The 26,283-nt window shown below is 47.4% G+C and carries 30 protein-coding genes; 6 read left to right on the forward strand and 24 right to left on the reverse strand.

Features of this window, described 5'->3' with window-relative positions; translation table 11 throughout:
- Window positions 1-352: 352 nt before the first annotated feature.
- From LCM00_RS12555 to fdhF, 9 genes are all read right to left on the reverse strand, one after another.
- Window positions 353-916, reverse strand: a complete 564-nt coding sequence (locus LCM00_RS12555; RefSeq protein ID WP_224902337.1) for a hypothetical protein — start codon at window positions 914-916, stop codon at window positions 353-355.
- A 117-nt stretch (window positions 917-1,033) separates the two neighbouring features.
- Window positions 1,034-1,612, reverse strand: a complete 579-nt coding sequence (locus LCM00_RS12560) for a GNAT family N-acetyltransferase (protein WP_224902340.1) — start codon at window positions 1,610-1,612, stop codon at window positions 1,034-1,036.
- Window positions 1,613-1,642: 30 nt separating this feature from the next.
- A complete protein-coding gene (locus tag LCM00_RS12565) occupies window positions 1,643-2,215 on the reverse strand; it encodes a GNAT family N-acetyltransferase (protein ID WP_224902343.1) in 573 nt (190 codons plus the stop codon).
- Window positions 2,216-2,343: 128 nt separating this feature from the next.
- Complete coding sequence (locus LCM00_RS12570; protein WP_224902346.1) at window positions 2,344-2,988, reverse strand: exonuclease domain-containing protein; 645 nt, start codon at window positions 2,986-2,988, stop codon at window positions 2,344-2,346.
- 178 nt (window positions 2,989-3,166) lie between these two features.
- Window positions 3,167-3,898: an exonuclease domain-containing protein gene (locus tag LCM00_RS12575; protein ID WP_224902351.1), complete on the reverse strand. Its 732-nt coding sequence runs from the start codon at window positions 3,896-3,898 to the stop codon at window positions 3,167-3,169.
- On the reverse strand, window positions 3,898-4,872 hold the full coding sequence (locus tag LCM00_RS12580) for a DUF294 nucleotidyltransferase-like domain-containing protein (protein WP_224902354.1): 975 nt from the start codon (window positions 4,870-4,872) through the stop codon (window positions 3,898-3,900). Before LCM00_RS12580 ends, LCM00_RS12575 begins: the two co-directional genes overlap by 1 nt.
- A 278-nt stretch (window positions 4,873-5,150) precedes the next feature.
- Window positions 5,151-6,416 carry an ammonium transporter gene (locus tag LCM00_RS12585; protein WP_224902357.1) on the reverse strand — a complete coding sequence of 422 codons (1,266 nt, stop codon included), beginning with the start codon at window positions 6,414-6,416 and terminating at the stop codon, window positions 5,151-5,153.
- Between the two features lie 301 nt (window positions 6,417-6,717).
- Window positions 6,718-7,257, reverse strand: coding sequence for a DUF1641 domain-containing protein (locus tag LCM00_RS12590; RefSeq protein ID WP_224902360.1), 540 nt, complete (start codon window positions 7,255-7,257; stop codon window positions 6,718-6,720).
- The gene (gene fdhF, locus LCM00_RS12595) at window positions 7,250-10,219 is read right to left on the reverse strand and encodes a formate dehydrogenase subunit alpha (RefSeq protein WP_224902770.1); all 2,970 of its coding nucleotides are present in this window, start codon (window positions 10,217-10,219) and stop codon (window positions 7,250-7,252) included. The genes LCM00_RS12590 and fdhF overlap by 8 nt, the downstream gene beginning before the upstream one ends.
- Before the next feature lie 199 nt (window positions 10,220-10,418).
- Here fdhF and liaG point away from each other — a divergent pair, with 199 nt between their 5' ends.
- Window positions 10,419-11,267, forward strand: coding sequence for a LiaG family protein (gene liaG / locus LCM00_RS12600; RefSeq protein ID WP_224902363.1), 849 nt, complete (start codon window positions 10,419-10,421; stop codon window positions 11,265-11,267).
- 17 nt (window positions 11,268-11,284) lie between these two features.
- Here liaG and LCM00_RS12605 read toward each other — a convergent pair whose 3' ends face one another.
- Complete coding sequence (locus tag LCM00_RS12605; protein ID WP_224902366.1) at window positions 11,285-12,085, reverse strand: aminoglycoside adenylyltransferase domain-containing protein; 801 nt, start codon at window positions 12,083-12,085, stop codon at window positions 11,285-11,287.
- A 180-nt stretch (window positions 12,086-12,265) separates the two neighbouring features.
- Between LCM00_RS12605 and LCM00_RS12610 the strand changes: the two genes are divergently transcribed.
- Window positions 12,266-12,958, forward strand: a complete 693-nt coding sequence (locus LCM00_RS12610) for a C39 family peptidase (RefSeq protein ID WP_224902369.1) — start codon at window positions 12,266-12,268, stop codon at window positions 12,956-12,958.
- 314 nt (window positions 12,959-13,272) lie between these two features.
- Here the strand turns inward: LCM00_RS12610 and LCM00_RS12615 are convergent, their stop codons facing one another.
- Window positions 13,273-13,638: a winged helix-turn-helix transcriptional regulator gene (locus tag LCM00_RS12615; protein ID WP_224902372.1), complete on the reverse strand. Its 366-nt coding sequence runs from the start codon at window positions 13,636-13,638 to the stop codon at window positions 13,273-13,275.
- 164 nt (window positions 13,639-13,802) lie between these two features.
- On the opposite strand from LCM00_RS12615, the gene hxlA reads away from it, so the two are divergent.
- From hxlA to LCM00_RS12630, 3 genes are read left to right on the forward strand one after another with little or no spacing between them, the layout of a single operon-like run.
- Window positions 13,803-14,435, forward strand: a complete 633-nt coding sequence (gene hxlA / locus LCM00_RS12620) for a 3-hexulose-6-phosphate synthase (RefSeq protein ID WP_224902374.1) — start codon at window positions 13,803-13,805, stop codon at window positions 14,433-14,435.
- Between the two features lie 4 nt (window positions 14,436-14,439).
- On the forward strand, window positions 14,440-14,997 hold the full coding sequence (gene hxlB, locus LCM00_RS12625; RefSeq protein WP_224902773.1) for a 6-phospho-3-hexuloisomerase: 558 nt from the start codon (window positions 14,440-14,442) through the stop codon (window positions 14,995-14,997).
- 27 nt (window positions 14,998-15,024) lie between these two features.
- Window positions 15,025-15,741 (forward strand): 3-ketoacyl-ACP reductase, encoded by a 717-nt coding sequence (locus tag LCM00_RS12630; RefSeq protein ID WP_224902377.1) that lies wholly within the window; start codon window positions 15,025-15,027, stop codon window positions 15,739-15,741.
- Window positions 15,742-15,778: 37 nt separating this feature from the next.
- Here LCM00_RS12630 and LCM00_RS12635 read toward each other — a convergent pair whose 3' ends face one another.
- The 7 genes from LCM00_RS12635 to LCM00_RS12665 all read right to left on the reverse strand — a co-directional run bounded on the left by LCM00_RS12635 (window position 15,779) and on the right by LCM00_RS12665 (window position 19,811).
- Window positions 15,779-16,555: a sulfite exporter TauE/SafE family protein gene (locus LCM00_RS12635; RefSeq protein WP_224902380.1), complete on the reverse strand. Its 777-nt coding sequence runs from the start codon at window positions 16,553-16,555 to the stop codon at window positions 15,779-15,781.
- A gap of 62 nt (window positions 16,556-16,617) precedes the next feature.
- Complete coding sequence (locus LCM00_RS12640) at window positions 16,618-17,730, reverse strand: MBL fold metallo-hydrolase (protein WP_404802160.1); 1,113 nt, start codon at window positions 17,728-17,730, stop codon at window positions 16,618-16,620.
- A 54-nt stretch (window positions 17,731-17,784) separates the two neighbouring features.
- Window positions 17,785-18,360: a sulfurtransferase TusA family protein gene (locus LCM00_RS12645; RefSeq protein ID WP_224902386.1), complete on the reverse strand. Its 576-nt coding sequence runs from the start codon at window positions 18,358-18,360 to the stop codon at window positions 17,785-17,787.
- A gap of 37 nt (window positions 18,361-18,397) precedes the next feature.
- Window positions 18,398-18,691: a rhodanese-like domain-containing protein gene (locus LCM00_RS12650; RefSeq protein WP_224902390.1), complete on the reverse strand. Its 294-nt coding sequence runs from the start codon at window positions 18,689-18,691 to the stop codon at window positions 18,398-18,400.
- Window positions 18,692-18,703: 12 nt separating this feature from the next.
- On the reverse strand, window positions 18,704-19,183 hold the full coding sequence (locus tag LCM00_RS12655; RefSeq protein ID WP_009793111.1) for a DsrE/DsrF/DrsH-like family protein: 480 nt from the start codon (window positions 19,181-19,183) through the stop codon (window positions 18,704-18,706).
- A gap of 54 nt (window positions 19,184-19,237) precedes the next feature.
- Window positions 19,238-19,465, reverse strand: coding sequence for a sulfurtransferase TusA family protein (locus tag LCM00_RS12660; RefSeq protein ID WP_224902393.1), 228 nt, complete (start codon window positions 19,463-19,465; stop codon window positions 19,238-19,240).
- 82 nt (window positions 19,466-19,547) lie between these two features.
- On the reverse strand, window positions 19,548-19,811 hold the full coding sequence (locus LCM00_RS12665; RefSeq protein ID WP_224902776.1) for a metal-sensitive transcriptional regulator: 264 nt from the start codon (window positions 19,809-19,811) through the stop codon (window positions 19,548-19,550).
- A gap of 315 nt (window positions 19,812-20,126) precedes the next feature.
- Between LCM00_RS12665 and LCM00_RS12670 the strand changes: the two genes are divergently transcribed.
- Complete coding sequence (locus LCM00_RS12670; protein ID WP_224902396.1) at window positions 20,127-21,317, forward strand: cation:proton antiporter; 1,191 nt, start codon at window positions 20,127-20,129, stop codon at window positions 21,315-21,317.
- Window positions 21,318-21,341: 24 nt separating this feature from the next.
- Here the strand turns inward: LCM00_RS12670 and LCM00_RS12675 are convergent, their stop codons facing one another.
- The 6 genes from LCM00_RS12675 to LCM00_RS12700 form a co-directional block, all read right to left on the reverse strand.
- Window positions 21,342-21,983, reverse strand: a complete 642-nt coding sequence (locus tag LCM00_RS12675) for a sterol desaturase family protein (RefSeq protein WP_404802159.1) — start codon at window positions 21,981-21,983, stop codon at window positions 21,342-21,344.
- A 120-nt stretch (window positions 21,984-22,103) separates the two neighbouring features.
- Window positions 22,104-23,267 (reverse strand): ABC transporter permease, encoded by a 1,164-nt coding sequence (locus LCM00_RS12680; RefSeq protein ID WP_224902399.1) that lies wholly within the window; start codon window positions 23,265-23,267, stop codon window positions 22,104-22,106.
- 34 nt (window positions 23,268-23,301) lie between these two features.
- Window positions 23,302-24,243 (reverse strand): ABC transporter ATP-binding protein, encoded by a 942-nt coding sequence (locus LCM00_RS12685; RefSeq protein WP_224902402.1) that lies wholly within the window; start codon window positions 24,241-24,243, stop codon window positions 23,302-23,304.
- Entirely contained in the window at window positions 24,240-25,112 is an 873-nt protein-coding gene (locus LCM00_RS12690; RefSeq protein ID WP_224902405.1) for an ATP-binding cassette domain-containing protein, read from the reverse strand. Before LCM00_RS12690 ends, LCM00_RS12685 begins: the two co-directional genes overlap by 4 nt.
- A gap of 2 nt (window positions 25,113-25,114) precedes the next feature.
- Window positions 25,115-25,510: a GntR family transcriptional regulator gene (locus tag LCM00_RS12695; protein ID WP_224902408.1), complete on the reverse strand. Its 396-nt coding sequence runs from the start codon at window positions 25,508-25,510 to the stop codon at window positions 25,115-25,117.
- A 15-nt stretch (window positions 25,511-25,525) separates the two neighbouring features.
- Window positions 25,526-26,245 carry a hypothetical protein gene (locus tag LCM00_RS12700; protein WP_224902411.1) on the reverse strand — a complete coding sequence of 240 codons (720 nt, stop codon included), beginning with the start codon at window positions 26,243-26,245 and terminating at the stop codon, window positions 25,526-25,528.
- Between the last annotated feature and the right edge of the window lie 38 nt (window positions 26,246-26,283).

Here is a 26,283-nt window from a genome sequence, read left to right on the forward strand (position 1 = left end):
AGCCCCGACAAGCATAAGACGCTTAAGGATAGAAGGCGTTCTTTGCCTTCAATCCTTAAGTGGCTTATGACTCGAGGGGCTAGCGCCCGGAGCTGGACAATCCGAAATGCGGAGGGCGCTTGCTCAGCCCCGACAAGCATAAGACGCTTAAGGATAGAAGGCGTTCTTTGCCTTCAATCCTTAAGTGGCTTATGACTCGAGGGGCTAGCGCCCGGAGCTGGACAATCCGAAATGCGGAGGGCGCTTGTTTAACAGGCTAAAACCGCCACATCCTGTGGCAACGCCTGCATGACCCGCATCCTGCGGGCCCAGCATAAAACGCTAATGCCAGCCTATACAAGGCTGGCTTCTTTTAAGCGATGGAAGCATCCATGCTTTCGCGGGCTGGATCTGCCTGCAGGTAATCAGCCAGACTGCCTTTATATACAAGATGAAGCGGAAAGACTTTCTCCAGCTCATGCGGCTTGAGCAGCGATACAGGCTTTTCCACCCGGCATCCGCCAGTTTCCTTGAGGATGGTTCCGACGAATTCAGAGCAGAAGAAAGCATTGGACCTGTTATATTCCCAGTTGAACAGCACGGCAAATAAACCGAGGAGATTATATTTATAATGATGCCTGTTTTCTTCAAAAAATTCGGCCTGCTCCTGCATCCTGCCATACTCCTGCTCGCTCACCGTATAGGCATAAACCGCGCAGCGGGCCTTTGCAAACAAATCCGCGCGCACATCTTCTTTCACGAATCCGCCGGAGAACGGATTGGCAGGATTAATCCTCCCGAAGCTGTATACATCCAGCAGCCCTTCATCAAATGAGATGGACGCATGATTAAGTTCTTTTCCAGTAAAAATCCGGATCAGCTTTGTGAATAGAGTTCCTGTATCGGTCAGCAGTACAAATACCTGGCGATGGCCCATTTCTTTTCCCTCCTGAAAAAAATGAAGGGAAATGCGCAGTGGCGACCGTGCTGCCCTTCTCCATAATCATACAGCCACAATGCTCCCTCAAAGAACGAACTCTGGTATTATTTGCTTCTAAGACCCTAGGCCTAGATGATCGGGATTAATGATTGAAAACATCAGCAGATCATCAAACTTCCCGCAGGTATACTCATAATTCCTCAATAGTCCTTCACGGATAAAGCCGCATTTTCCGAAGAGGCGCTGGGATTGGAGGTTTGCAGGTTCAATCAGCGCCTGGATCCTCATCAGATTCAGATTCTCAAAGCCATACCGGATGATCGCCCCAATTGCTTCGGTGCCGATTCCCTGATTCCAATAGGCAGGATCCAGCTCAAGCCCTATATCTGCCCGGAAATGGCCGGAATCCATATTCAAAAATCCGCAGCTTCCAATCAGCTCTTTTCCGCCCTTTAAAGAAATTCCCCATCGGACACCCGTGCCTTCCTTCAGTATGCGCTCATACCAGCCGATTTCAGAGCGCGCATCCTCCAAATCAGCGAATGGCTCAAGTCCGTAATATTTCGTCACTTCAGGATCAGAAAGATACCTGAAGATATCAGCTGCATCTTCCATTTTCACTTTTCTGAGCAGAAGGCGGGCCGTTTCGATTTCCGGAAACGATCCCTTCAATTTTTCTTTTATATTATTCATTGGACATACTTCCGTTTCTCAATTTAGTAATTATTCTCCAGCAGCTGACCCAGCCAGTTGAAAGACGGGATTAGTCTCCCACTCTTCACGCAAAAGGCCCATCCGTATTGAATCATAATGGACACCGTTATAGATTCTGCATTTCCGAAGCCTGGCTTCCATCGTCATCCCCAGCTTTTCGCCGACCTTGACCATCCGCTCATTCCCAGACCAGGTGGTGTAGCCGGTCCTGGCAATCGGCTTTGTTTGGAAAAGATGGCTGATCCATAGTTTCAATGCCCTTGTCCCGTAGCCGCCGTTCCAATATTCCGGCGAATATATAACGATTCCCATCTCCAGCCACAGAGATGGCTCATGTTCCCAATAATAGCTGACAGTCCCTTCTATTTTGCCGTTGATTTCGATGGCCAGCATATCCTCCTGGTTGACTGCTTGCTCCTTCCTCTGCTCGTATTCAGCAAACGTCAGTGATTTGTGCTCAAAATAGGGTGCGTCCCATTTTTTCCACTCCGGATCCTCTTCCTTATAGGCCAGCTCCCATAACCGGGGCAAATCTTCTTCGGTGATGGTCCGGAGAATAACTACATTGTCAGTCAATAACATAGCTTTACCTCTTCGTTTTTTATTTTTGTAATATTTCCATTATATCAATAAATCCTTTCTCAAAAAATGGAAAATCCCATTATTTCTTCATAATAAAAACCGCCTTAATGGCGGTTTCGTTAAATAGATTAATTGAAGGGCGGATCAATGCTGCTGCCGGCACTCCATGAATAAGTTTTCCCAGGTTTTTTCGCGGGCTGATATTTTCTCATCGGCCCTTTATCAAGCACCTCTTTTAAGAACAGGCCGCCGTCCGGGTTCTGCTGCTTCATCAGCTCCATCAGATATGTAATATCGTCCATCGCCCTGTGGGTTTGATGATCTGTAATATTGTGGGCGGAAAGGAGCGTCGCCAGTTTGCTGTTGGCAAATCCATATTTTTTCCACTGTACTCCCTTCATAGTGCAATACCATTTAAGATCATTTACTTCAGGATACATCTGATACATGAAGCTTCTGTCAAATGATGCGTTATGGGCAAATACAGAGTCGGCTTTATTAAGGAAAAACTGGACTGACTCATCATGGAAAGCCTGCCCTCTTACCATTTCAAATGGAATCCCATGAATCCGGTAGGCACTGCTGTAATTTCTCAGTGCCCTGCTTGAAAGCGGCTCCCTCAGGAAAGACTCCTTTTCCTCAACCTGGAGGATTTCTCCTGTAGCTCCATCATATGAAAACAGAATGAACGCCAGCTCGATGATTTCGTCACCGCCAGGAGCCAGGCCTGTTGTTTCCACGTCGACCAGCAGTCCTTTTTTGTTTATATTCATTTTGATCACCTTTATATTTTTTTGCTTTCAAATAGAAAGCTGGAATTTTTAACACTCTTATATCTATTTCCTATTCTAGTATTTTCGAGGGAAAAATGACAGTTAAACCCTCTTTCTGGTTGAAAAAGGAAATTAAAGGATGCCAAAAGGTGCGGCAGTGACCGCACCTTTAATGCCGCTATAATGAAGCGACCCTTTCATATACATCTTTCAGAGTCATACAGCCTTTACTCCGGACCTTGTTTATATAACAGCACCAAAGCTCAGCAGCCAGGCGGGCATCCTCCAAAGCATGGTGGCGTTCCATGACCGGAATGCCATTATGACCGCACAGATCCTCCAGCCTCTGCAGGTTAAGCTCCGGCTCAGCAATCCGGTACAGAAAAGAGGTATCTATAATCCTGTGCTTAAGAGGTGCCTTGAAATGCTTCCAGTTCGCATTCTGCAGGAAGCTCTTCTCATGCTGGGCATGATGCGCTATAATGGTCCTCGCTTCGCAGAATTCAAAGAACCCTATCAGCACTTCAGGCAGCGGCGGCGCCTCCTTAAGCTGGGAATCCTTAATGCCTGTAAGCTGTTCAATCTGCGGTGAAAGTGTTTTTTCATATCTGATCAGGGAATAAAACTCTTTTTCCTCATTTATCGTCCCATTCTCTATCTTAACCGCCCCTATTGAGATAATCTCATCTCCCTGATCAGGAAAAAAACCCGTTGTTTCAATATCCATGACGACTGACTTCATCCTGTCAAGCGGTACCGACAGCGCTTCCTCTGCCCGTATCTCTTTATTCAGCCTGCGCAGGAAGGCCTGCTGCTGGGAATTCTGCCCGCCCTGCATCCCGCCGAATACACCGGAATTCAGTTTACCCGGCAGTCCTTTCATCATTTGGAACATACTTTCAAAGCCCATTATTGAACACCCTTTTCAATCTTGGCCTGTACAAATTGATGGAGCTTTTTTCCGTCCTTCAGAATATTGCGGAGCTTGGTCCGCTCTTCCTTTGAAAGCTTTCTTACATTCAAATAGTGTGAAGCTTCATAAGAGCTGGCACTGGAGAAAATGGATTCCCTGTAAGACAGCAGAAGGCGGAAATTGCGTTCTGCCTTTTCCAGCACGTCCCCATATTCTGCCTTTTCTGCAAGCCTGCTGATCCTTTCAAGAGTGGAGGTCTCAAAAAGCCCTTCCTTCATCGCCAATAGACGAATGCTGTTGACATAAGGAAGGAATGCAGTCTGCTTCAAGTCAATGCAGCCCTCAAACATCCCTTTTTCCTCGGCCAGGATCTGGCCCAGGGGACCTACAGCCGGTTTTATATGCATGCTGTTCTCCGCAAGTCTTTTCAACAGCCTGGGACTGACCATCATATTAGTGTGCACATAAGACTTAAGCTCGCTGATATACTCTCCGGTTCCTTCCAGGGATCTTGCATCATAAAAAATCTGCAGATACCGGATCGACTCCCAGCTTTCCTCCTCAATCCATTGCTCCAGCTGCCCTTTCCAGGCTTCTGCTGTTTTCCGCCACAATGGGTTGCTGCTCATCACCTTGCCTTCACAATAAGGATAGCCTGCTTCATCCAGGCCATATGAAACTTCCTGTCCCAGCTCCTCAAAATATGCAGCCGCCCCAACTTTCTCTTGAAAGACGATGCCGTGATCCTGGTCACTGATGACCCCCTGCTCCAGCCTGCCTCCGCTGCCGGTCACAAACCAGACAAACTCCGATTCCTCGGGCCTTTTTCCGATCTTTTGCACAGAATGCCTGAACACGTATTTCATTGCTTCATCATGGATTTCATTTATTCTGGCTGTGCTGGAGGCAGCCATGGAGATGCGGCTGTCCTTCCATTCCCTGATTTCTGCATATGACTGAAAATCCTGCATACAAACGCACTCCCTTGATAATAAGAAAAGCGCAAGCGCCTTGCTCACCCTTAAGGAATGCAGACTAAGAACGCCACGTCCTGTGGCAACGTCTGCATGCCACCCATCCTGGGGGCCTCAAGACGATCCTGCCGAAGAGGCGCTCTTTGCCTTTTTGGCAGGATTGGCTTGTGACCTCGAGGGAGTAGGCGCAGCTGCTAGACAATATTCGAAGTTAAAGAATATATTTACTTATCTGCGAAACATAAAGCCTCTCATAAAGAGGCCCTGTGCTATGCTCATGAAGACATTTTGTTATCTTTAGAAAGAAAAACTTCCGGGTACCCATAGCTGCCATGCTCGCTGACATCAAGGCCCATAATTTCTTCTTCCTCAGATACACGCAAGCCATTCATAACCTTTTTCGCTATAAGCAGTATGACAAATGATACGGCAAATGCATAGATGGCAGAGACAGCAACACCCATTAATTGGACTCCGAGCTGCGTGAAGCCTCCGCCATAGAACAATCCGGGCTGTCCGACTGTGGCCAATTCCGGAGTGGCAAAGAATCCGGTTGACAATGTGCCCCATACCCCTGCCGCACCATGGACCGAGAGGGCATATATCGGATCATCGATTCTCAGCTTCTCGAAGAATCGGACACTATAGAAGACAAGTACTCCTGCTGCAAATCCGATGAGGACAGCTGCCCATGTGTCAACGAAGGCACAGGATGCTGTTATGGCAACCAGGCCGGCCAGGGCACCATTCAGCATTGTTGTGATATCAGACTTGCCTAGAGCAATCCATGAAATAAGGAGTGCCGCGACCGCCCCTGCCCCGGCGGCAAGATTGGTATTCAAGGCAACAAAGCCAAAGAATGCTCCTTCAACAGAAACCGTGCTTCCTGCATTGAATCCAAACCAGCCGATCCAGAGGATCAATACCCCAAGGGCTGTGAACACCTGGTTATGTCCGTAAATATTATTGGCAGAGCCATCTTTATTATATTTGCCTATCCTTGGTTTAAGCAGGAGGGTCGCTGCCAATGCCGCCATTGCCCCTGTCAGGTGAACAACAGTGGATCCGGCAAAGTCCTGCTTCCCATGTTCAGCCAGCCATCCCCCGCCCCAGATCCAATGGGCCACCACCGGGTAAACAAGCGCTGAAAACAGAATCGTAAATATCAGATAGATTGAAAGCTTTGCCCTTTCTGCGAAGCCGCCAAGGGCAATCGTGATGGAGATGCCTGCGAAAGCAAGCTGGAAGAGGAAAAACACTGATGAGGAAAGACTCATTCCTTCAATTTCATACCCTGAATAAAAAAAGTGCGATAATCCTGTAAAGAAATTGCCGTTGTCGCCAAAAATGAATCCAAAACCGACTGCCCAGAAGACGAGTGAGGCAAGACCGAATGTAAAAATGGTCTTCCCCGCGATATGGCCGGCATTCTTCATTCGGGTAGACCCTGCCTCCAGCATAATGAATCCGCCAAGCATGAAAATGACCAGGACTGCACTAACCATGACCCATAAACTGTTCATCAAAAAAGTTGTATCCACTTTCTCTCCCCCTCAAATAATGTGTGCATTTCATCTAACGCAATGATGTTAGAAAACATAACATTAAATTTCTTACCCTTATTTTAACTCTTTTTAAACGGGTGTCAATGAGTATTTTAAAGTTTCTGATAACTAAATGTTAACTAACCTAACATGTAACCGCTATCTTTCTTGTTATGCAAGGCTTTTTTTTTTTAGGAAAAGTTAAAAAATGAAGATGCAGATGAGGAAGAAAGAACGAATGGCTGTACATGGTTTTTCCGCACAAAAAAAGAAGAGGGCATCTGCCCCCTCCTGAACATTACTCGTCTTGCTTTCTCTGCTCTTCAATTTGTTCCTGCGGAAGCTGAGTATTCCGCTCCAGCTCCTTCGTTTCCTGGCCCATCCCTTTCAGGAAGGTCAGCAGCAGGGTGACGGCCCTGTTGATTTCCGGATCTTTCAAAGATTTAGCCAGATCGAAAAAGCCTGTTTTTTCCTGTGTATCTCCTGCCTCTGCCACCCTGGCAATGCCTGAGTCGATTTTAAGCAGGAACGGCTCCAGCTGTTTGACATTGATCATGCCCAGTGTCCCGCCCATCAGGAGCAAATTTTTCAATGTGTTCGAGGTTTCCGGTTTGTCAGCCGCCCTGACGAGGATATCGAGGACTTTGTCTCCCTGGCCAAACAGCCCGCTGAGCAGGGTAAGCACCCCCCGGTCATGCATATTCCTCATGACCTTGAGGGACTCCAGGATGGCCTCTTTATTATCAATCAGGGCATCTTCTACTTCCATCAGATCTTTTTTACGCTTTTCTTCCTCGGTCAATGTCTTTCGCTGGATATGCGTGATCGCTTTAGCCATGTTCTCGCTCCTTTTTCACAAGATCTCCAGGGAAAATATAGTCCTTCCGCGCCCACTTTTTCTGGACCTGCACACCGATCTGCGGCTGCGGGTTTCCATAGCGGTGGTTGATCCTAGGGAGCGGATCTTCGCCCTTCGCTTTCAGGATTTCCATCTTGGCCCGGATTTCTTTATAAGCCGGCGTATCTGTATCTTTATCAGCATAGCTGCTTGTCAGAAGATTAATGGCAGCCTCTCCCCTGTCATTCATCGGAAGGTACACTTCCTTCCCTTTTACCCTGTCGGTAATATGGCATTGCACCTTCACATTCCCATAAGGAGACGAAAGCCTCACAAGCGTGCCGCTTTCCAGCCCGCGCTCTTCTGCAAGCTCAGGGGAAACCTCAAGAAACACCCTTGGCGTCTTCTCGGTGATTCCTTTGGAACGGTACGTCATATTGCCTTCATGGAAATGCTCTAGAAGCCGTCCATTATTAATATGGAGATCATACTCTTCCTCAAATTCCAGCGGCTTTGTCCAATCCACCGGCACGAGCCTTGCCCTGCCATCATCAAATGGGAATCTTTCTGTATATAAAAGCGGGGTATCCTTCCCATCCTCCGCTACCGGCCATTGCAGGCTGTTATACCCTTCCAGCCTTTCATACGTCACACCGGAATATAAAGGCATCAGCTTGGAAGCTTCTTCCATGATTTCGGATGGATGGTTGTAGCTCCAGCCTGCCCCAAGGCTGTTGGCGATTTCCATGATGATCTGCCAGTCAGGCTTTGAGTCACCAAGGGGTTCAAGGGCCTGATACAGCCTTTGGATCCTGCGCTCGGTATTGGTGAATGTTCCTTCCTTTTCAAGGCTCGGGCTTGCAGGAAGGACCACATCGGCAAACTCAGCCGTTTTGCTTAGGAAAATATCCTGGACCACGAAAAAATCAAGCTTTTCAAACGCCGCGTGCACGTGATTGATATTTGAATCAACGAGCCCCATATCCTCACCCTTCAGGTACATTGCCTTAAGGGTGCCTGCATGAATGCCTTCCACCATTTCATGGTTATTGAGCCCAGGCTCTCCTGGAAGCTCTGTTCCCCATGCCAGCTCATATTTCTTCCTGACCTCGGGATCAGCAACTTCCTGGTATCCCGGGAACATGTTCGGCATGCTGCCGAAATCGCTCGCCCCCTGGACATTGTTATGCCCTCTAAGCGGGTAAGCCCCTGCACCTGGCTTTGCATAGTTCCCGGTGACAAGCAGGAGGTTTGAAATAGCTGTACTTGCATCACTGCCGCCCATATGCTGGGTAATGCCCATAGCCCAGAGTGCGCAGACTGATTTTGCCCGGCCAATCATTTCAGCCATATCAGTCAGCTGCTCCAGCGGGATGCCTGTCACTTCGGCAGCATATTCCATCGTGAACTTTTCCAGATTCTTCGTAAATTCATCCAGCCCGTTCACTTTTTCAGCAAGGAACTTTTCATCTGCCATGCCATTGTCGATGATATACTTAGTCACTGCTGACAGCCAGACGATATCGGTTCCTGCCTTCGGCTGCACGAACAGATCGGCCCTGTCAGCCATTTCATGCTTGCGCAGATCTGCCACAATCAGCTTCTGGCCGCTGAGCTTGTGCGATCTTTTTACCCTGGTTGACAGGACAGGGTGGGATTCTGCTGTATTGGAGCCGATGATGAGGACAAGATCGGCTATTTGGATATCCCGGATGCTGCCTGCATCCCCGCCATAGCCGACGGTCCTGAACAGCCCGACAGTCGCAGGAGTCTGGCAGTATCTGGAGCAGTTATCGATATTATTAGTCCCGATTACCGCACGGCCCAGCTTCTGCATCAGGAAAGACTCCTCATTCGTACATTTAGAGGAAGAAATGAAGCTCATGGCCTGCGCTCCATGTTCATTCTTGATTTCGGTGAAACGGCGCGCGATCAGGCTGATGGCTTCATCCCATTCCGCTTCCCTGAAAGATTCTCCCTCCCGGATCAGGGGCTTTGTCAGCCGCTCTTCGCTATTGACAAAGTCCCATCCGAATTTTCCTTTCACACAAGTGGAGATCCCGTTTGCCGGGGCTTCCGCCTGGGGCTCCACCTTCAGGATCTCACGGCCCTTTGTCCAGACATCAAAACTGCAGCCCACTCCGCAATATGTGCAGACTGTTTTTGTTTTTTTAATTCTCTCGTCGCGCATTGCGGCTTCCATATCCGAAATGGCGAGTATAGAGCCGTAGCCTGTTTCGACATTTTTAGTGATCTCTATCATCGGCCGGAGCGTTTGCTTGGCGATCCCGGTCAAATAGCCGGCTTCCCCTTCCATGCCTTTTTCCAGCATGGCGTTGCACGGACAGACTGTTGAACAGTGCCCGCATGAGACACAGGAAGATTCATTGATTGGTACATCATTATCCCAGATGACCCTTGGCTTTTCCCGCTCCCAGTCGATTGTCAGCGTTTCTGTCACCTGAACATCCTGGCATGCTTCGACACAGCGTCCGCAAAGAATACACTGATCCGGATCATAACGGTAGAAAGGATGGGAATCATCCACAGGATACGGCTTTTGCGCAAAAGGGATGCTCTGATGATTGATTTTCATTTCTTTGACTGTGTTATGTACTTCGCATCCGCCATTATTATAATCGCATACTGTGCAGTAAAGCTCATGATTGGTCAGGATGCGGTCCATCCCGATAACCTGTGCTTCCTTTACATCCGCCGATACCGTATCAATGATATCCCCATCGTTGAGCTTGGTTGAGCATGACCTGACAAGCTCCCCATTCACACTGACGATGCAGGTATCACATGTTTCAATCGGCCCGAGGCTCGGGTGATAGCACACATTCGGCACCTCCACCGATGAGTTCTGCAATAGCTGAAGGATGGTTGTCTCATCACCTGCCGCCACCTTCACTTCAGCACCATTTAGTTTTACTTGATATGTATCAGGCAAATCCCTCATCCTTTCTCTCTTAATCATTTTCCTGCTAACAATCCCTCTACCCTCCTTTTTTCAAAATAAACCATCTGAAAAAGCGGTTTCACATATATGTCTCAGGTCTTAGAAGAAAATCATGCGGAGGTGCATTAAAGGGAAATGAATACTCAGGTAGACTATAAACAACAAATTCAAATCATGAAAAATAGAAAGAGGTTTTTATATGAAAAAAATCATTCTGCTATTCCTGTCTATCACGGGGCTTTACCTGGTTTTTACAAGTTTCAGCCATTTCAGCTGGCTCGGACTTGGTGCAAACGGAAAGGAAAAGGCGTCAGCTGAACGGGTAAGCCAGATCGAAGTAAATGTATCCGGCGTTGAAACAACCATCATCCAAGAAAAAAGGGATACCGTTGAAGCCGTTCTTGATGGCAAGGGTGAAGTGAGCGTTAAGAAAAAGGGCAGCCTGATAAAGGTTGACTACAAACGAAAATGGCCCCACTGGTTCAGCGGCTTTGAAAAGACAAAGCTCAGCATCTATATCCCTGATAACTATGACAAAGATCTGGATATCAATCTAGGCTCAGGGGATTTCGAATTTGCAGGCAATGATCCAATAAATCTGCGGGAAGTTTCACTGGATATGAGTTCAGGAGATGTTAAGCTCGGCGATCTTGATGTCCGGGAATTTGAGCTTAACGGCGCATCTGGTGAACTATTCATATCTTCTTTGAAAGCTGGAGAAGCAGACCTTGAAATCAGTTCAGGCAGCACGATCATCGACAGTTTAGAAGGAAAGCTTGAGGCCGGCATTGCATCAGGAGAGCTTAACATTAAGATGAAGAAGCTTACAGCACCCATCGATCTGGAGGTCAGCTCAGGAGATGTACAGCTCGACTTGCCTGATAATGCCAGCTTTGCACTCGATGCCCATTACAGCAGCGGTGATATTAGTGCAGACTTCGCACTGGACGAAAAAGAAATCAAAGACAACCGTATACTTGGCAGGCACAAAGAAGGCAAACATGAAATCAAGGTTGATGTTTCCAGCGGTGATGTCAGCATTTATTAATCTGGAAAGGGCCCCTCTTATGAAGGAAGGCCCTTCTTTTCTATCAGAATAGAAGAAGACAAAGCATCCATAAGCTGAAGCGCATCCATGATCACATCTTTTTCCGGTGCGGCCGCTGGCATATTCCCCTTCCGGACAAGAAGCGCCAATTCAATCACTGGATGCCATTTATCCGGCATATGTATGAGTCCATATTCCCCTGCACCGGATTTTGAGATAATCCCGTTTTCCCGTATTGTATAAAACTGCCGCAGCAGGCCAAGTATGCTCCACTCCAGCTCCTCATAAATCTTTTCTGCCGGAAGGGACAGGATTCCATCAGGATCAGTTTTCATTGCCTCCGTCCTTTTCCGCCAGTACGACTGGCTGTTCTCAATGATATATTCAGCCAAATCATCCTCCTGAATAGGGATAGAAAGATCTGATATCTCAGGACCTCTTAATCTGATAGCATGATCTTTTAAAATCCTCCACATAACAGGATTAAACGGGGCACCCTCTGCCAGCTCTCCGCCGTTATAGACATAGCGGAGTTCTTTGGAGAGGCTCCCAAAATCATCCCATACCAGATAACAGCCATCCAGCTCAGGATAACGATGCCTTGAGGCAAGCTCTCTATGGACTTTCTGCAGCCGCACTGCTTCCTCCTGTGTCAAGACCTCTTTTGTTACTGCTGCAAAGTCAATATCGCTCTTGCCCGGTTCAAAAGCTCCGAGCGCGGCAGATCCATGAATATACAGCCCTTCCAGCCTGCCTGGCAAATAACGGTCAGCCAGTTCCATATACTCTGCCATTATCAGATTGAATCCACTTTCCACTCTGCTGCCTCCTCTTGATCTTTCTTATCACCTTCTATTATTCGAGCCGGAAAATAAAAAACCTTCCTGTAAAAGAGAAATTGGCGATCATCCCTTCACTAAGGCTCCAGCATGCTTTTTCAGGTTAACTCACCGGTATAAAGGGAAAGGACAATAAAAACGCTAAAGGAGAGAAATTCTTTGAAAAAAGCAATGATAGCTGCAGTTATTGTGCTTGCCGGCTGTTCAGAAAGCAGCGGTTCCGAAGAAGAAGCTGTATCCAGGCCAGCCGAGGAGCAGACAGCCGAGCAGATGATGATTGATGCCCCTCATATTTCCCAAAAGCCTGAGCTGATGAGGGGCTGTGAAGTGACTGCCCTTGCCATGCTGCTCCAGGATGCAGGTGTCTCTGTTGACAAAATGACCCTTTCCGAGGAAATCAAGCGGGTGCCTTTCGAGGAAAACGGTGTCCGCGGCAATATCCATGAAGGATTTGTCGGCAATATGCAGACAATGGATGAGCCCGGCCTTGGCGTTTATCATGAACCGGTTGCCGAACTTGCAGAGAACTACCTGCCGGGGAAAATTAAAGACATGACAGGTGAAGACTTTGATTCTGTCCTGGAGCAGGTCGAAGACGGCCGTCCTGTCTGGGTCATCGTCACCAGCACCTTCGATAAACTGCCTGAAAGCGAATGGGAAACATGGGAAACCGAAAGCGGGCCTGTTAAAGTCACCTACAGCATGCATTCGGTCCTTGTCACAGGATTTGATGAGGAATATCTCTATGTTAACGACCCGCTCGACAAAAAAAACCGTAAGCTTCCGCGGAAAGAGTTCATAGCCGGCTGGGAACAGATTGGAAAGCAGGCAATTACCTATGAGGATGCGTAAAGTTAACCATGGCATTCCCTTATTTTGATGCAGCGGCAAATCATGCTATTCCATATTTGATGAAAGGGGGAGAACCTCACTTTGCCTCTTTTCCCCAGAGGCTGGATGAGAGATGCTGCTTTCTTTAGGCAGCTCTTCCTGGCCAATATCTTCAACCATCTGCTGCACGGCAGGTTTTCTTCAGGCCAAGAAAGGGAATCTGCAAACAGCCGCCTATTTTTCTCCTTATGCTGCTAAAATCCATTCGGCAGGACAACTTAATAAAGTCGTGTAAAAACAAAAAGACTGCTTCACATGAAGCAATCTTTTTTTCGTCAATTTGCAGTCTGATCGGGATCCTGGTCAGAATTCAGGACGGTTTCCATATAGTTTTTTCCCCAGCTGTACATGCTGTCCAGGATGGGCATAAGCGTCCTTCCCTGTTCAGTGAGGGAATATTCGACTTTTGGCGGCACGACAGGATAGACTTCGCGGTGGACGATGGCGTCTTCCTCCAATTCGCGCAGCTGGTTGACGAGCATGCGCTGGGTGATGCCCGGTATAAGGGCTTTGAGTTCGCCAAATCGTTTGGTGCCTTCTTTGCCTAAATGCCATAAAATAATCATTTTCCACTTTCCGCCAATCACAGAAAGAGTCAGTTCTTTTTCACAGTTAAAGGTTTTATCCAGCATGCGGGACATCCCAAACACCTCCGAAGCCTATTATAACTCATTAGTATACTTTTAGGCACTATGTAAAATTAAAGTGCGTACTTACAAACGAGAGTTGTTATCTCTATAATGACATTCATACTGTGATATCCAATAACACAGTTCATCCCAGACTATTTGAAGGAGTGAAAGAAATGGAATTACAATTAGCATTAGACCTGGTAAACATCCCTGAAGCAATCGAGTTGGTGAAAGAAGTAGAGGAGCATATTGATGTTGTGGAAATCGGCACTCCTGTTGTCATAAATGAAGGCCTCAAAGCCGTCAAAGAAGTAAAGGAAGCATTCCCTAATCTGAAAGTCCTTGCCGACCTGAAGATCATGGATGCTGCAGGATATGAAGTCATGAAGGCATCTGAAGCTGGCGCAGATATCATCACGATTCTCGGCGCTGCAGAAGATGAGTCCATCAAAGGCGCAGTGGAAGAGGCGAAAAAGCAAGGCAAAAAAATCCTTGTTGATATGATTGCCGTCAAGGACCTCGAAGGGCGCGCAAAAGAACTGGACGAGCTTGGCGTTGACTATATTTGCGTACACACCGGTTATGACCTGCAGGCTGTCGGCCAGAACTCTTTTGAAGATCTAATAACAATTAAAAGCGTCGTTAAAAATGCTAAAACAGCCATCGCGGGCGGGATCAAGCTTGATACCCTTCCAGAAGTGGTTAAGGCCCAGCCTGATCTGGTCATCGTCGGCGGAGGGATCACCAGCCAGGGCGACAAAAAAGCTGCTGCAAGCAAAATGCAGGAAATCATCAAGCAAGGTTAAGATGATGAATACGGCAGAATACCTGAAAAAGATTCTAAGCGAGCTGGAACATGCGGCAGAAGGGATTGACCCAGGGCAGGCGGAAGCACTCGCCAGCCAGATACTCGAAGCCGGAAAAGTTTTCACAGCCGGCGCCGGCAGATCAGGCTTCATGGCAAAATCCTTTGCCATGAGGCTCATGCATATGGGGGTTGATGCCTATGTTATCGGCGAAACCGTTACGCCAGGCTTCGAGGAGAATGATCTTCTGATCATCGGGTCAGGCTCCGGCGAGACAAAGAGCCTTGTTTCCATGGCTGAAAAAGCCAGGTCGATCGGCGGTACAATAGCAGCCGCTACAATCGTCCCTGACTCATCCATCGGCAGCCTTGCTGACATCACCGTCAAAATGCCGGGAGCGACAAAGGATCAGAATGAAGGCGGGCTTTCCACCATCCAGCCGATGGGATCCCTGTTCGAGCAGTCCCTGCTCCTGCTTTATGATGCAATCATCCTTCGCGTCATGGAGAAAAAAGGCCTTGATTCAGCCAAAATGTTTGGCAGACATGCCAATTTGGAGTAGTATCATATCATTAAAAGGAGTGATCTTATGCAAAGCCTAAAAGGCAAAACAGCTTTAATTACAGGCGCCGGCCGCGGGATTGGCCGTGCAGCGGCAATTGCTTTCGCCAAAGAAGGCATTTCTGTCGGACTGCTCGGAAGGACTCTTTCCAATCTTGAAAAAGCAGCCGAAGAGCTGAAAGAGTATGACGTAAAAGTATCTATTGCAGCTGCCGATGTCCAGGACAGCGAGTCCGTCAACAAAGCCGTTGAAAAGATAACGTCTGAGCTTGGCGGGATCGATATCCTGATCAATAATGCAGGCATAGCGAAATTCGGCGGCTTCCTTGAGCTTTCCCCGCAGGAATGGGAAGACATCATCCAGGTAAACCTGATGGGAGTCTACCATGTAACACGTGCGGTCCTGCCTGGAATGATTGAAAGAAAGTCGGGCGATATCATCAATATCTCTTCAAGTGCAGGCCAAAAAGGCGCACCGGTGACCAGCGCATACAGCGCTTCCAAGTTTGCTGTCCTCGGCTTGACAGAATCACTGATGCTTGAGGTCAGAAAGCATAATATCCGGGTCAGCGCCCTGACGCCGAGCACAGTGGCGACAGATCTTGCGATTGAAACAAACCTGACTGACGGAAACCCTGAAAAAGTCATGCAGCCTGAGGATTTGGCTGAATATATGGTTGCCCAGCTGAAGCTGAACCCGCGCATTTTTATTAAAAATGCCGGAATGTGGTCTACCAATCCATAAGAACTGCAGAAAAGCAGACCTTCTACGGTCTGCTTTTTTAAATAATATCCATCCATATCTTAATAGCTGTAGCAAAGATCAGGACAGCCAGGATTACCTGCAGCACTTTCGTATTGGCCTTTTTCCCGGCCTTCGCCCCAAGTGGGGAAGCCAGCAGGCTTGCAGCAACCATGATCAGGGCTGGCAGATATTCCACCTGTCCGGTCGAAATCTTAGCCGCCGTTGCACCGATCGAAGAAATAAATGTGATGGCAAGGGAAGATGCAATCGTCATCCTTGTTGGTATTTTCAGGATAACAAGCATAATCGGAACGAGCAGGAAGGCCCCGCCGGCGCCGACAATTCCTGCCCCGATGCCCACGAATAGGGCAAGCGAAGCTGCAAGCCACTTATTAAAAACGACCTCATCGAGCGGTACATCATCAATCCCCTTCTTCGGAATGAACATCATGACCGCCGCAATCAATGCGAGGATGCCATACACAAGGTTGATGCCTGCTTCAGGCAGGAACTTTGAACCGAATCCGCCGATCATGCTTCCGGCAAGGATACTGATGCCCATATAAAGGATCAGGGACTTATTTAGGAATCCGCCTTTGCGATAAGCCCATACACCGCCGAGTGTCGCAAATAGCACCTGGACCGCACTGATGCCGGTTACTTCATGCGCAGTGAATGAAGCCAAACCCAAAAGAGCCGGTATATACAGCAGCATAGGATAATTGATGATAGCACCGCCTATGCCAAGCAGCCCGGAAATAAACGATCCAGCAAAGCCAAGCAGGAAAACGACGATGATTAATTCAATGCTCATGGTTCTCATCCTCCCTTTTCAGGAAAAAGCCTGCAGGGGTACTGGCAGGCACTTGCCTGTTATTACCTGACAGCACAGCGGTTTGGACCTATTTCCATTTCACGCTGCTCATCTTCATCAGGAGTGATTCTGCCCATATTGGTTTTGCGGATTTCCTGATAGGCATTCGGCTGCGGCGGGAGGTTTTCGGTGACCAGCCTGCGGAATTCTGACTCATCGCTGATGTTCAGGCCATGGTTTTCTGCGAATAATGTGCCCAGCTCCTTTGAAACAGAACCATCATGATTCAATTCATCAATGATCATGAAATGGGCCGGCAGAACCAGCAGCTCTTCCGACAGATCGCGGTAACGCTTATACAATGTCTCACGCAGATCCCCTACCCAGTCGTCCGCGAGACCAGCCAGATCAGGGCGGCCAATGCTGTCGATGAATAAAATATCGCCAGAAAGCAAATATTGTCCATCAATCACGAAAGATGTTGATCCAATCGTATGGCCAGGAGAGTACAATGCATGGATATCAATAGCAGTTGTGCCGATTTCGACTGTTCTTCCACCTTCAAGGCTGCTGTAATCGAAAGCGACTTCGCCGGCATCCTTTGGCGGCAGCCAGTAGCTGGCGCCAGTCTGTTCAGCAAGCATTCTTCCTCCTGAAATATGGTCGGCATGAAGATGTGTGTCAAACACATGCTTGATCGCTGCGCCTTTATCGTCAGCAAAACCTCTGTATACTTCCGTCATCCGTGCTGCATCAATAATGGCCGCTTCCCCGCCGGAAATCACCATATAAGAAAGGCAGCCTTTCCCCAGGCGCACAAACTGGTACAGCTCTCCGCCGTCCTTCAGATCCCCAACTTTGACCGGTTCAAGATGCTCGCTCCATGCCTTCATTCCGCCCTGCAGATAAGATACATCCAGCCCTTCATCGGAAAGCATCTCAGCTACCATTACAGATGAACCTTCCTTGGCACAGACAACCAGGATATCTTTGTCTGCCGGCAGCTTCTCCATAATCTCCTCGACGCCGTCCAAAAGATCGAAATAAGGAATATTCAAATATTGAAAATGGTCTCCTTCAATTTTCCAATCCTCGAATGCATCATGATTGCGGACATCAAGAATGAACATTTCTTCTTTTTGAATTACTTTTTGCGCAGCTTCTTTAGCAGTCATTGCTTTTACAGTCAACCCAATTACCCCCTACCGTATATTTTTATTTAAAATTTTTTATTGATTCATACTGGCTGATGGACCGTTCCACTGGCTCATGCCAGGGAGCACGTTTTTGACATTCTTGAAGCCTTTTTCATCAAGCATCCTTGCAGCAAGATCGCTTCTGCTGCCTGTCCGGCAGACTACATAGACCGGAGCTTCCCCGTCCAATTCTCCAGCGCGCTCCTCCAGCTCTCCTAATGGGATGGAGACAGCGCCCGGAATGTGGTGGAAAGCAAATTCTGCAGATTCCCGTACGTCCAGCACAATGATATTGCCGTCTTCTGCCACAAGCTTCTCAAGATCATCATTGCTGATAACATGAGGATGCTTTTTCTCCTGCACCTCTTCACCGCTGGCTTTGCGGAGATAGTGCTTTAGCACGCCTTCCTCTTCAACAGTCCCGAGATACTGATGGCCGGCACTTTCAGCCCACGCCTTCAAATCTGCCTTCGAGCCTTTATCAGTAGCCAGCACCTCCAGCACTTCACCTGCATTCATACCGTTAATCTTTTTCTTCGTTTTGACAATCGGCATAGGGCAAGCAAGCCCTTTTGCATCAAGAGTGGAATCTGTCTTAATCTGTGTCATCTTTAAACCTCCCAGGGTATATTAGTTCTTAAAAAAATTACTTTATCTGCCCTTCCCAGGCAAGCATTCCGCCCTCCATATTAACAACCCTGAAGCCATGGGATTCAAGCAGCTGGCACGCCCTTCCGCTGCGGCCTCCTGACCGGCACACGAGGACATATTCTTTATTTTTATCAAGCTCATGCATCCGGAATTCAAGGAGTCCAAGCGGGATATTGACACTATCAGGAATACGGCCTTCTTTTACCTCATCCACTTCCCGGACATCCACAATATTTAGCATTCCTTTTTCCAGCTTGCTTTCTACTTCTTTAGCTGACCATTTCTCCATTGTTTTGCCCTCCTATATAAACAGATTTACATTGCCGTCTTCGGCATCACCGAGATAAGCTGCAACACCTGCATATTCAATATTGTCAAGCAGCTCTTCCTGCTGGAGTCCGAGCAAATCCATCGTCATTGTACAGGCAACCAGTTTTACATCCTGTTCCTGGGCCATCTCGATCAGCTGCGGCAGCGGAAGTGCATTATGCTTTTTCATGACACCTTTGATCATCTTAGGACCAAGCCCTGCGAAGTGCATCTTTGAAAGCCCCATTTTATCGGCTCCCCTTGGCATCATCCTGCCGAACATCTTCTCCATGAATCCTTTTTTCACCATAGTATTCTCATCTTTCCGAAGAGCATTCAGTCCCCAGAAAGTATGGAAAATTGTAACTTCGTGGTCATAAGCTGCAGCTCCGTTCGCAATGATATAGGCTGCCATTGCTTTATCATAGTCTCCGCTAAAAAGGACAATCGTTGTTCTTTTCTTCTCTGACATTCTAATCCCCCTCATCTAATATACACTACCGGGTATATAACCCCGCAAAAAAAATCAGCCTTTTTTAATGTAAAAAGTAAATACGCCTGCTTCTTCCTTCATATCAACCAGTTCATGCCCTGTTGATGAAGCCCATGCTGTCAGATCGCTCTTTGCTCCTTTGTCAGTCGCGAGAACCTCTAAGATCTGTCCTGATTCAAGCTCACCGATTGCCTTCTTTGTTTTAACGATCGGCATTGGACAAGCCAAGCCTTTTGCATCTAATACTTTACTGCTGTTCATGAAAAATTCCTCCTTGGATAATTGATTTATTTTTAATACCTCATGGGGTATATAATATTTTAAAATAAAAAGGATGTCAACCCTATCTGCTTCTTACAAGCAGATTGACTGCTTCCTTTATCATCTCTTCCGGCTCCAGAGTGCCATCTTCATCGGCTTCTTTCATGCATTCCACAAGATTTGTGCTCACGATTACGCCGATTGCCCGGTCAATTGCCGACCTTGCAGCAGACAGCTGGGTAATGACATCCTTGCAATCTGCATCTTCTTCAATCATGCGCATAATGCCGCGCATCTGCCCTTCGACCCGCTTAATCCGATTCTTCGTGCCATTATTATATTCCAAAGGATGCCCCCTCCATTTCTTGTGAACGCCGCTTTGTTCGGCGGCCATGAACCAATAATATACCCTAGTAGGTATTTTGTCAACACTCCAAATCTGAATTTGCGATAATACGGCAGAGAAGGGTCTTCCATACTGCTGAGAGGGATAGGATGGGCGGCCGGCCTCTTCATTCTGCTGCATCCCCCTGCTCTTTTTCATCATCAGTGCTGGCAATCCTTATTCCAGTACCCGTCCGATAAAGATACCCCCCCGCCTATAAGTTTCCATCTGCCGGCAAAAGGGTAATTTTCTATAAAATGCGAAAGGGGGAAAAGCATGGAGCCGATAAAAGTAATTTTGCTGCTTTTGGTGGGCTATATTGTTTTTACCATTGATAAAAAGAAAAAGCTGTTCCCTGGTCCGCCTGTATTGGTGCTGATAGGGATCGGCCTTTCTTTTATAGGCTATTTTGCATCGCTTCATATTGGAAAGGAAATTTTATATGATATTTTCCTGCCTTCATTATTATTCATTTCGGCATATCGATTTCCTCCAGCCGCCCTGAAAAAGAATGCGGGCATGATTGGCTTCCTTAGTACAGCAGGCCTTTTGATCACAGCACTGCTTCTTGGGGCTGCCATTTATTATTTTGCCAATCTTTTCTTCAGCATCAGCTTCCTGGGAAGCCTGATGATTGCGGCCATTCTTACCCCGACCGACCCGGTTTCTGTCATCTCCATTCTTAAGGAGGCGTCCTCCGACCCGAGGGTAAGTGAAATTGTCGAAGGTGAGTCCATGATCAATGACGGGACAAGCTTTGTACTGTTCACTGTACTGACAGGGATGTTTGCGAGAGGGGAATCTTTTTCGGTTCTTTCGTTTGCAAAAGACTTTCTCTTTGTATCACTCGGGGGTATTTTTCTTGGATTAATATGCGGCTGGATCGTCAGCAAGGCCGTCCATGTGACCGAGCGGAAGGATTATCAGGTGATGCTCAGTATCATTCTTTCGTACGGTATCTTCTATGCGGCCGAGCTTGCAGGCGTTTCAGGTGTGCTGGCTACGGTTTCTGCCGGCATCATGCTGTCTTGGGAGTTCAACCATACCAATAAGGAAGACCATTACCTTCAGTCGCTCGACAGCTTCTGGGGAATAATCGAGCCGACCATCATTTCCCTTGTCTTTCTTATGATCGGAATTGAAGCAACCAGCCATCTGACCATTGATCATTGGGGCATTGCCTTTGTCATTTTTGCTATGAGCATCCTGATCCGCTTTGCTGTCATCCATGGAACCGTCCTGGCCCTGCCGAAAGAAAGGAAGCTGTTCAGCTGGCGGGAATCGTCCATCATATCATGGGCAGGCATTAAAGGGACCATGTCGGTCGTTCTTCTGCTGATACTCGATGCGGCACAAACCACCAGGGCGGATATGATCATTTCGCTGACCTTTACAGCGGTCATCTTATCTTTGATTATTCAGAGCTCGACCATTTATCCGCTTTCCAAAGCACTTATAAAAAAATGAAAAAGCTGCCCAGGGGCAGCTTCTTCAGGATAAAAGCTTCTTTTCCTTGCTCCTGCCCTCAAGATCCCTCACCGTTTTGCTTGTTTCTACTTCCTTCTCATCCTTTAATGTCCCAAACAGAGCATCGACAAAAGGGGTTGAGACGCCATACCAATAGTTTTCATTTTTGAAATGATGAAGGATATGCGTTTTTTTCAGCCATATTCCAAATTGGGATTTTGGCTTAAGCGGGCGGTGGGCTACATAATGCTTCCATTCATAGATCAGCAGCATGAGCACGAGGCCTAGGCTGAATGACACAGTATCAGGCAGCGAACCAGTAAAGAAGAAAAAGATGAGGGCAAGGACCGACAAGTTCGGCAAACTGTACCAGACCGGCAGAAACAGCAGCTTCAAATCATTGGGATATTTGTGGTGGTCATAGTGGATACGCTTTAAAAATGTCAGAAACAAAGCATTCTTTGGCGGATTAAGATGGAACAGGAAGCGGTGTGTGAGATATTCACTGAACATAAATGTAAGCATTCCCCCAGCTGTAAAAGCAAGGAGCTGCCAGCCCGCACCCTGTACTGCTATATACCAAATGAGCCCGGCTGCAAAGAGGCCTGACATAATGATGATATCAGGATGAAAGAAGAAATCCTTATAAATGCCTTTGCTTTTCAATTGCTTCACACTCCTGTCTAATATGTCCAATATATTCTTGGAGATATTATATGTCAATATATTCTGAATATTATTAGGGCTTAATAAAAGCCTGGATGACTTCATCCAGGCTTTCTCTATTTATTCCGCCTTACTCAGCCACTTCCACATTTCCTGCGGAGTGGCATTTTTGCCGTGCATTAAAATCCCGACCTTGAAGATCTTTCCGGCCGCCTTCATCAGTAACGCAATACTGGCCAGGAGGATGGCTGCAGATAGAAGTATCTCTCCCCATGGCCATTCCTCCATGACGGAAAGCCTCATGATCCATACCCCCGGGGCTGTGAATGGGATATAAGAGCCCGCGATTGCAATCACTCCTTCAGGGTCGGAAAAGACCGGCTTGATTAATAAAAGCGGTGCAAAAGGAAGCATCAGTATAAAGCCCTGAAAATTGCTGGCAGAGTTTACATCCTCCACGGTTGCACCCATCCCTGCAAAAACTGCAGCAAACAGCAGATAGCCAAGGATCGCAAACAGCATAAGAACCAATGTTTCCGGAACTGCGAGATACTGGATCAGCGGTACATCGAGCCTCCATGATGCGGCCGGGATGACGAACAGAAGCCAGACGGCCACCTGGATGATGCCAAGGGTAAAATAACCGATGATTTTCCCCTGCATCAGTTCACCGGATGTCAGAGAAGACAGCATAATTTCAGCTATTTTATCTTTCTTTTCCTGTGACGCACTCTGGAAGATCATCATCCCCGAAATCACGACTGAAAACAGGACGACACCTGCTGTGATCCCAGGAATCAATCGTTCATATAAATCCTTTCCGGCTGCTGTATCCTTCGCTTCAATCGCTTCAAAGCTGATATCCTGTGAAACTGCTGCCAGCTCCTCTTCATCAAGTGCCAGCTGGCTCAGCTGAAAGGCGCGCAAGGGCTGCTCCAGCAGCATGGCCTGCTGCAGAACATCATCCGGTACTCCTTCACTCATATAGATCGGGAAACTTCCAGCATCAAGTCCGTTTTTTGTCAGTGGAATAAAGATCGTATTTTCAGCAGCTTCAAGCTTATTTAAAATTTCACTTTCAGAGGCATTCGTCAGCTCGACTTCCCACTCAAGCCCTGCCATGATTCCTTCTGTGCCATTCCAGATACCCAGTTCGTCCTTTATTATTACATTAACCGGCTCGGGCTCGCTTTGGAAACGGTCCATCACGGATGGCAATATGGCAAAAAGCAGGAAGCTTAGAGGCGTCAGCAAAAGCGAAATGACAAAGGATTTATTTTTCATATTCCGTTTTATCTCCCATTTGGCTACCTTTAAGCTATTGCGCAATTCTATGACCTTCTTTCTGTACAAGATGATTTTCCGATGCAATGTCTATGAATATTTCATGCAGGGAAATACGGTCGATGGACAGCTCCTGGACAGCCAGCTGTTCTGGCAGCTGCTTCAGCCACGTAGCTGGATGAACACTGCTGTCGAGAAAAAGGACTGATACATCGCTTTTTTGCTCCACCCTCTGCACATGGGGGATTTTCTCCAGCATTGCCGCTCCATTTGCCCCGCGGATTGTGCATTTATAGTTCGCATACTCTTTTTTCACTTCTTCCACCGTTCCTGCAAGGACCTTGTGCCCTTTATGGATCATAAATAACCGGTCGCACATTTCCTCTACCATATTCATCTGATGGGAGGAAAGCAGAATGGCCGTGCCTTTATCCGCAAGCTCCCTGATTTCCTTTTTGAAGACCTCCTGGCTGACTGGATCAAGCCCGGAAAAAGGCTCATCAAGGATGAGAAGGCGGGGCTCATGAAGGACAGAGGCGATAAACTGGATTTTCTGCCCCATCCCTTTGGACAATTCCTCCAGTTTAGCTTTCTCCTTCCCTTCCATATTGAACTTAGCCAAATACTCCAAGATCCGTTCTTTTGCCTTTTTCAATGGGTAGTCCTTTAACTCCGCAAGATAGAGCAGCATATCCATCACCTTGACATTCTTATAAAGGCCCCTTTCTTCAGGCAGGTAGCCGATCAGGTGGCGGGGAATGCTTTTTCCTGAAGAATGCCCGTGAAATGTGATATCTCCTTCATCAGGCAGAATGATGCCCATAATGCTGCGGATCGAGGTGGATTTGCCGGCGCCATTCGGTCCAAGGATAGCCATGATCTCACCCTCATGCACCGAAAAAGAAATATCCTTCAGCACTTGTTTGTCTTTATACGACTTGCCGATACCTTCCACAGATAGCACCTTCCCGCTCACTCTCTCCACCCCTTTTCCTGTTCTGGCTGCTGGAGCATGATGGCCAGCGCTTCCTCAAGCTCCAGCACCTCTTCCTCCAAAATTGAAATGCCAGCTTTTTTAAAATAATGTTCTGCTTCCAGGGCTGCCGACGTTATGACCATCCGAGTCCCCTGGCGTGATACTTCCCCAGGTATAGTGGCATCCGGCAGCTGCCCCACCCAATACTTTTTAAACTTGAGGGCCAATTCATCTTTTTCAAAATGCCCAGTGATTTTTCCATCCTTCATAAAAAGGATATAATCGGCCAGTTTGCGGATATCCTCCGCCTGATGGGTCGCAATGATCATCGTCTTGTCTCCCCGCTCCATCCACTCAGCAAGCGATTCCATCAAAAGATGCTTAGCAGGTATATCCATGGAGGCAGACGGTTCATCCAGGAGGAGGATCTCTGTATCCCGGGGCAGTGTCAATGCAAGATTAAGCTTCTGCTGGACTCCTTGGGAAAGCTTTCCGTAAGGCTTATCAAGCGGAACTGAAAACCGGCTCACAATTTCATCGAACAGCTGCTTATCCCAGGAAGGATACCATCGCGAAACAAGTGAATACAGCTCATATCCGGTAAGCGTGCTGACGCCGTTCAGTGTCTGGGGCTGATAAGCGATGTTCTGTTTCCAAGACTCCCCCTCTGAAATCGATTGTCCGTTTATCAGGATATATCCCTTGTCTCTCTTGGCAAGATTCATCATTAATTTTAATAGGGTGCTTTTTCCTGATGAGTTATTGCCGATCAGAGCTGTGATGGTCCCTGGCTCAAATCTTGCATCCAAAGGGCCCAGTTTAAAGCCGTCTATCTCTTTTTCAAGTCCGGTGATTTCTATTGGCATCATGCTTATTCCTCCCCGTTCTTTATTTTTTCTATGACTTTATGAAAAATCTCTTCAATTTCCTCAAGTGTGCAATCATAGCTCATGGCTGTCAGGATGCCATTTTCGAGCGCCTGGTAGACTGAATTGTGCTTAACATCCGCCTTTTCCGATTCAGCCACCTCGGCCACAAAGGTTCCCTTTCCCTGGATCGTGTGGATGAAGCCTTTATATTCAAGGTCCTGATAAGCCCTTCTCGTTGTGATTACACTTACCTCAAGATCCTTCGAGAGGGAGCGGATGGACGGGAGCGGCGATCCTGCCGGGAGCACACCGCTCGCAATCAAAGCTTTTATCTGTCCCTCAATCTGGTGGTAGATGGGAACGCGGGATTCCTTGGATAATCTGATAGGAAGCTCCAAGCGGTTTCCTCCTTTCTATGACAGATAGTCAATTGCTGCCATTTTCTTTAGCATGTATTTTTTATAGAAGAGCGTACAGGCCGCCGCTGCTGCTATTGCCAGCAACGAAGTTAATAGCGGCCATTTCCCCGCGGCCATAATCGTCCAGCCGACAAGGCCGCTGCTGTAGGTATTGAATAGGATGACAGCTGCAAGTCCTCCGCCATACAGCATAATGCTGTAAATAACCAAGTTGGTGCGCTTTATGATATCACCAGCTTCCATCGCCGGGAAAGACAGGCCAAAGAAAATGCTGAAAGCAAGCCACATAAGCGAAAAGGCAGTAAAGCCGCCCATTCCCAGCTCACTGTTCAGACTTGGACTAAAGCTGTACAGCAGAATCATGAAAATCAGCTGCGCTGGGATAACGGTCAGAAAATAAGTCAAAAAACGGCTTTTCACCAAAATCCCTTTCCCTATCGGGAGCTGGCTCAGCGTCATGAAATAAGGCGAGGCCCATACATCGGCTTGCACCCTTTGAGTCTGGAAGTCCTTTGTCCTCGACCAGGCCGCCGAAAATCCGAATAAAACCACAAACATAAAATCCACAATGGCTGTTTTACTTAAGTCAAGTGAAAAGGCCAGAATAGACACCACAAGAAACAGGACAGTATTAAATATCAATTGAATGAACCCTCTTGCTGATTTACCCATTTCAAACTTAACGAGCCACATTGCTTCTTTCCATTCGTTCAATTTTGATTCCTCCCACTGTTATACTGTTTATATCTATA

It is taken from the genome of Bacillus infantis, assembly GCF_020171945.1.
GTDB classification, from domain to species: domain Bacteria; phylum Bacillota; class Bacilli; order Bacillales; family Cytobacillaceae; genus Bacillus_AB; species Bacillus_AB infantis_A.

Coding starts and splice junctions, on each gene's coding strand:
- fdhF (WP_224902770.1), bottom strand. CDS start 10,219: ATGAGGGATTTGCCTGATACATATCAAGTAAAACTAAATGGTGCTGAA.
- hxlA (WP_224902374.1), top strand. CDS start 13,803: ATGGAATTACAATTAGCATTAGACCTGGTAAACATCCCTGAAGCAATC.
- LCM00_RS12565 (WP_224902343.1), bottom strand. CDS start 2,215: ATGTTATTGACTGACAATGTAGTTATTCTCCGGACCATCACCGAAGAA.
- LCM00_RS12560 (WP_224902340.1), bottom strand. CDS start 1,612: ATGAATAATATAAAAGAAAAATTGAAGGGATCGTTTCCGGAAATCGAA.
- LCM00_RS12630 (WP_224902377.1), top strand. CDS start 15,025: ATGCAAAGCCTAAAAGGCAAAACAGCTTTAATTACAGGCGCCGGCCGC.
- LCM00_RS12655 (WP_009793111.1), bottom strand. CDS start 19,183: ATGTCAGAGAAGAAAAGAACAACGATTGTCCTTTTTAGCGGAGACTAT.
- LCM00_RS12680 (WP_224902399.1), bottom strand. CDS start 23,267: ATGAAAAATAAATCCTTTGTCATTTCGCTTTTGCTGACGCCTCTAAGC.
- LCM00_RS12580 (WP_224902354.1), bottom strand. CDS start 4,872: ATGCAGGATTTTCAGTCATATGCAGAAATCAGGGAATGGAAGGACAGC.
- LCM00_RS12570 (WP_224902346.1), bottom strand. CDS start 2,988: ATGAATATAAACAAAAAAGGACTGCTGGTCGACGTGGAAACAACAGGC.
- LCM00_RS12660 (WP_224902393.1), bottom strand. CDS start 19,465: ATGAACAGCAGTAAAGTATTAGATGCAAAAGGCTTGGCTTGTCCAATG.
- LCM00_RS12650 (WP_224902390.1), bottom strand. CDS start 18,691: ATGGAGAAATGGTCAGCTAAAGAAGTAGAAAGCAAGCTGGAAAAAGGA.
- LCM00_RS12645 (WP_224902386.1), bottom strand. CDS start 18,360: ATGACACAGATTAAGACAGATTCCACTCTTGATGCAAAAGGGCTTGCT.
- liaG (WP_224902363.1), top strand. CDS start 10,419: ATGAAAAAAATCATTCTGCTATTCCTGTCTATCACGGGGCTTTACCTG.
- LCM00_RS12575 (WP_224902351.1), bottom strand. CDS start 3,898: ATGGGCTTTGAAAGTATGTTCCAAATGATGAAAGGACTGCCGGGTAAA.
- LCM00_RS12635 (WP_224902380.1), bottom strand. CDS start 16,555: ATGAGCATTGAATTAATCATCGTCGTTTTCCTGCTTGGCTTTGCTGGA.
- LCM00_RS12615 (WP_224902372.1), bottom strand. CDS start 13,638: ATGTCCCGCATGCTGGATAAAACCTTTAACTGTGAAAAAGAACTGACT.
- LCM00_RS12640 (WP_404802160.1), bottom strand. CDS start 17,730: ATGACTGCTAAAGAAGCTGCGCAAAAAGTAATTCAAAAAGAAGAAATG.
- LCM00_RS12590 (WP_224902360.1), bottom strand. CDS start 7,257: ATGGCTAAAGCGATCACGCATATCCAGCGAAAGACATTGACCGAGGAA.
- LCM00_RS12670 (WP_224902396.1), top strand. CDS start 20,127: ATGGAGCCGATAAAAGTAATTTTGCTGCTTTTGGTGGGCTATATTGTT.
- hxlB (WP_224902773.1), top strand. CDS start 14,440: ATGAATACGGCAGAATACCTGAAAAAGATTCTAAGCGAGCTGGAACAT.
- LCM00_RS12555 (WP_224902337.1), bottom strand. CDS start 916: ATGGGCCATCGCCAGGTATTTGTACTGCTGACCGATACAGGAACTCTA.
- LCM00_RS12690 (WP_224902405.1), bottom strand. CDS start 25,112: ATGATGCCAATAGAAATCACCGGACTTGAAAAAGAGATAGACGGCTTT.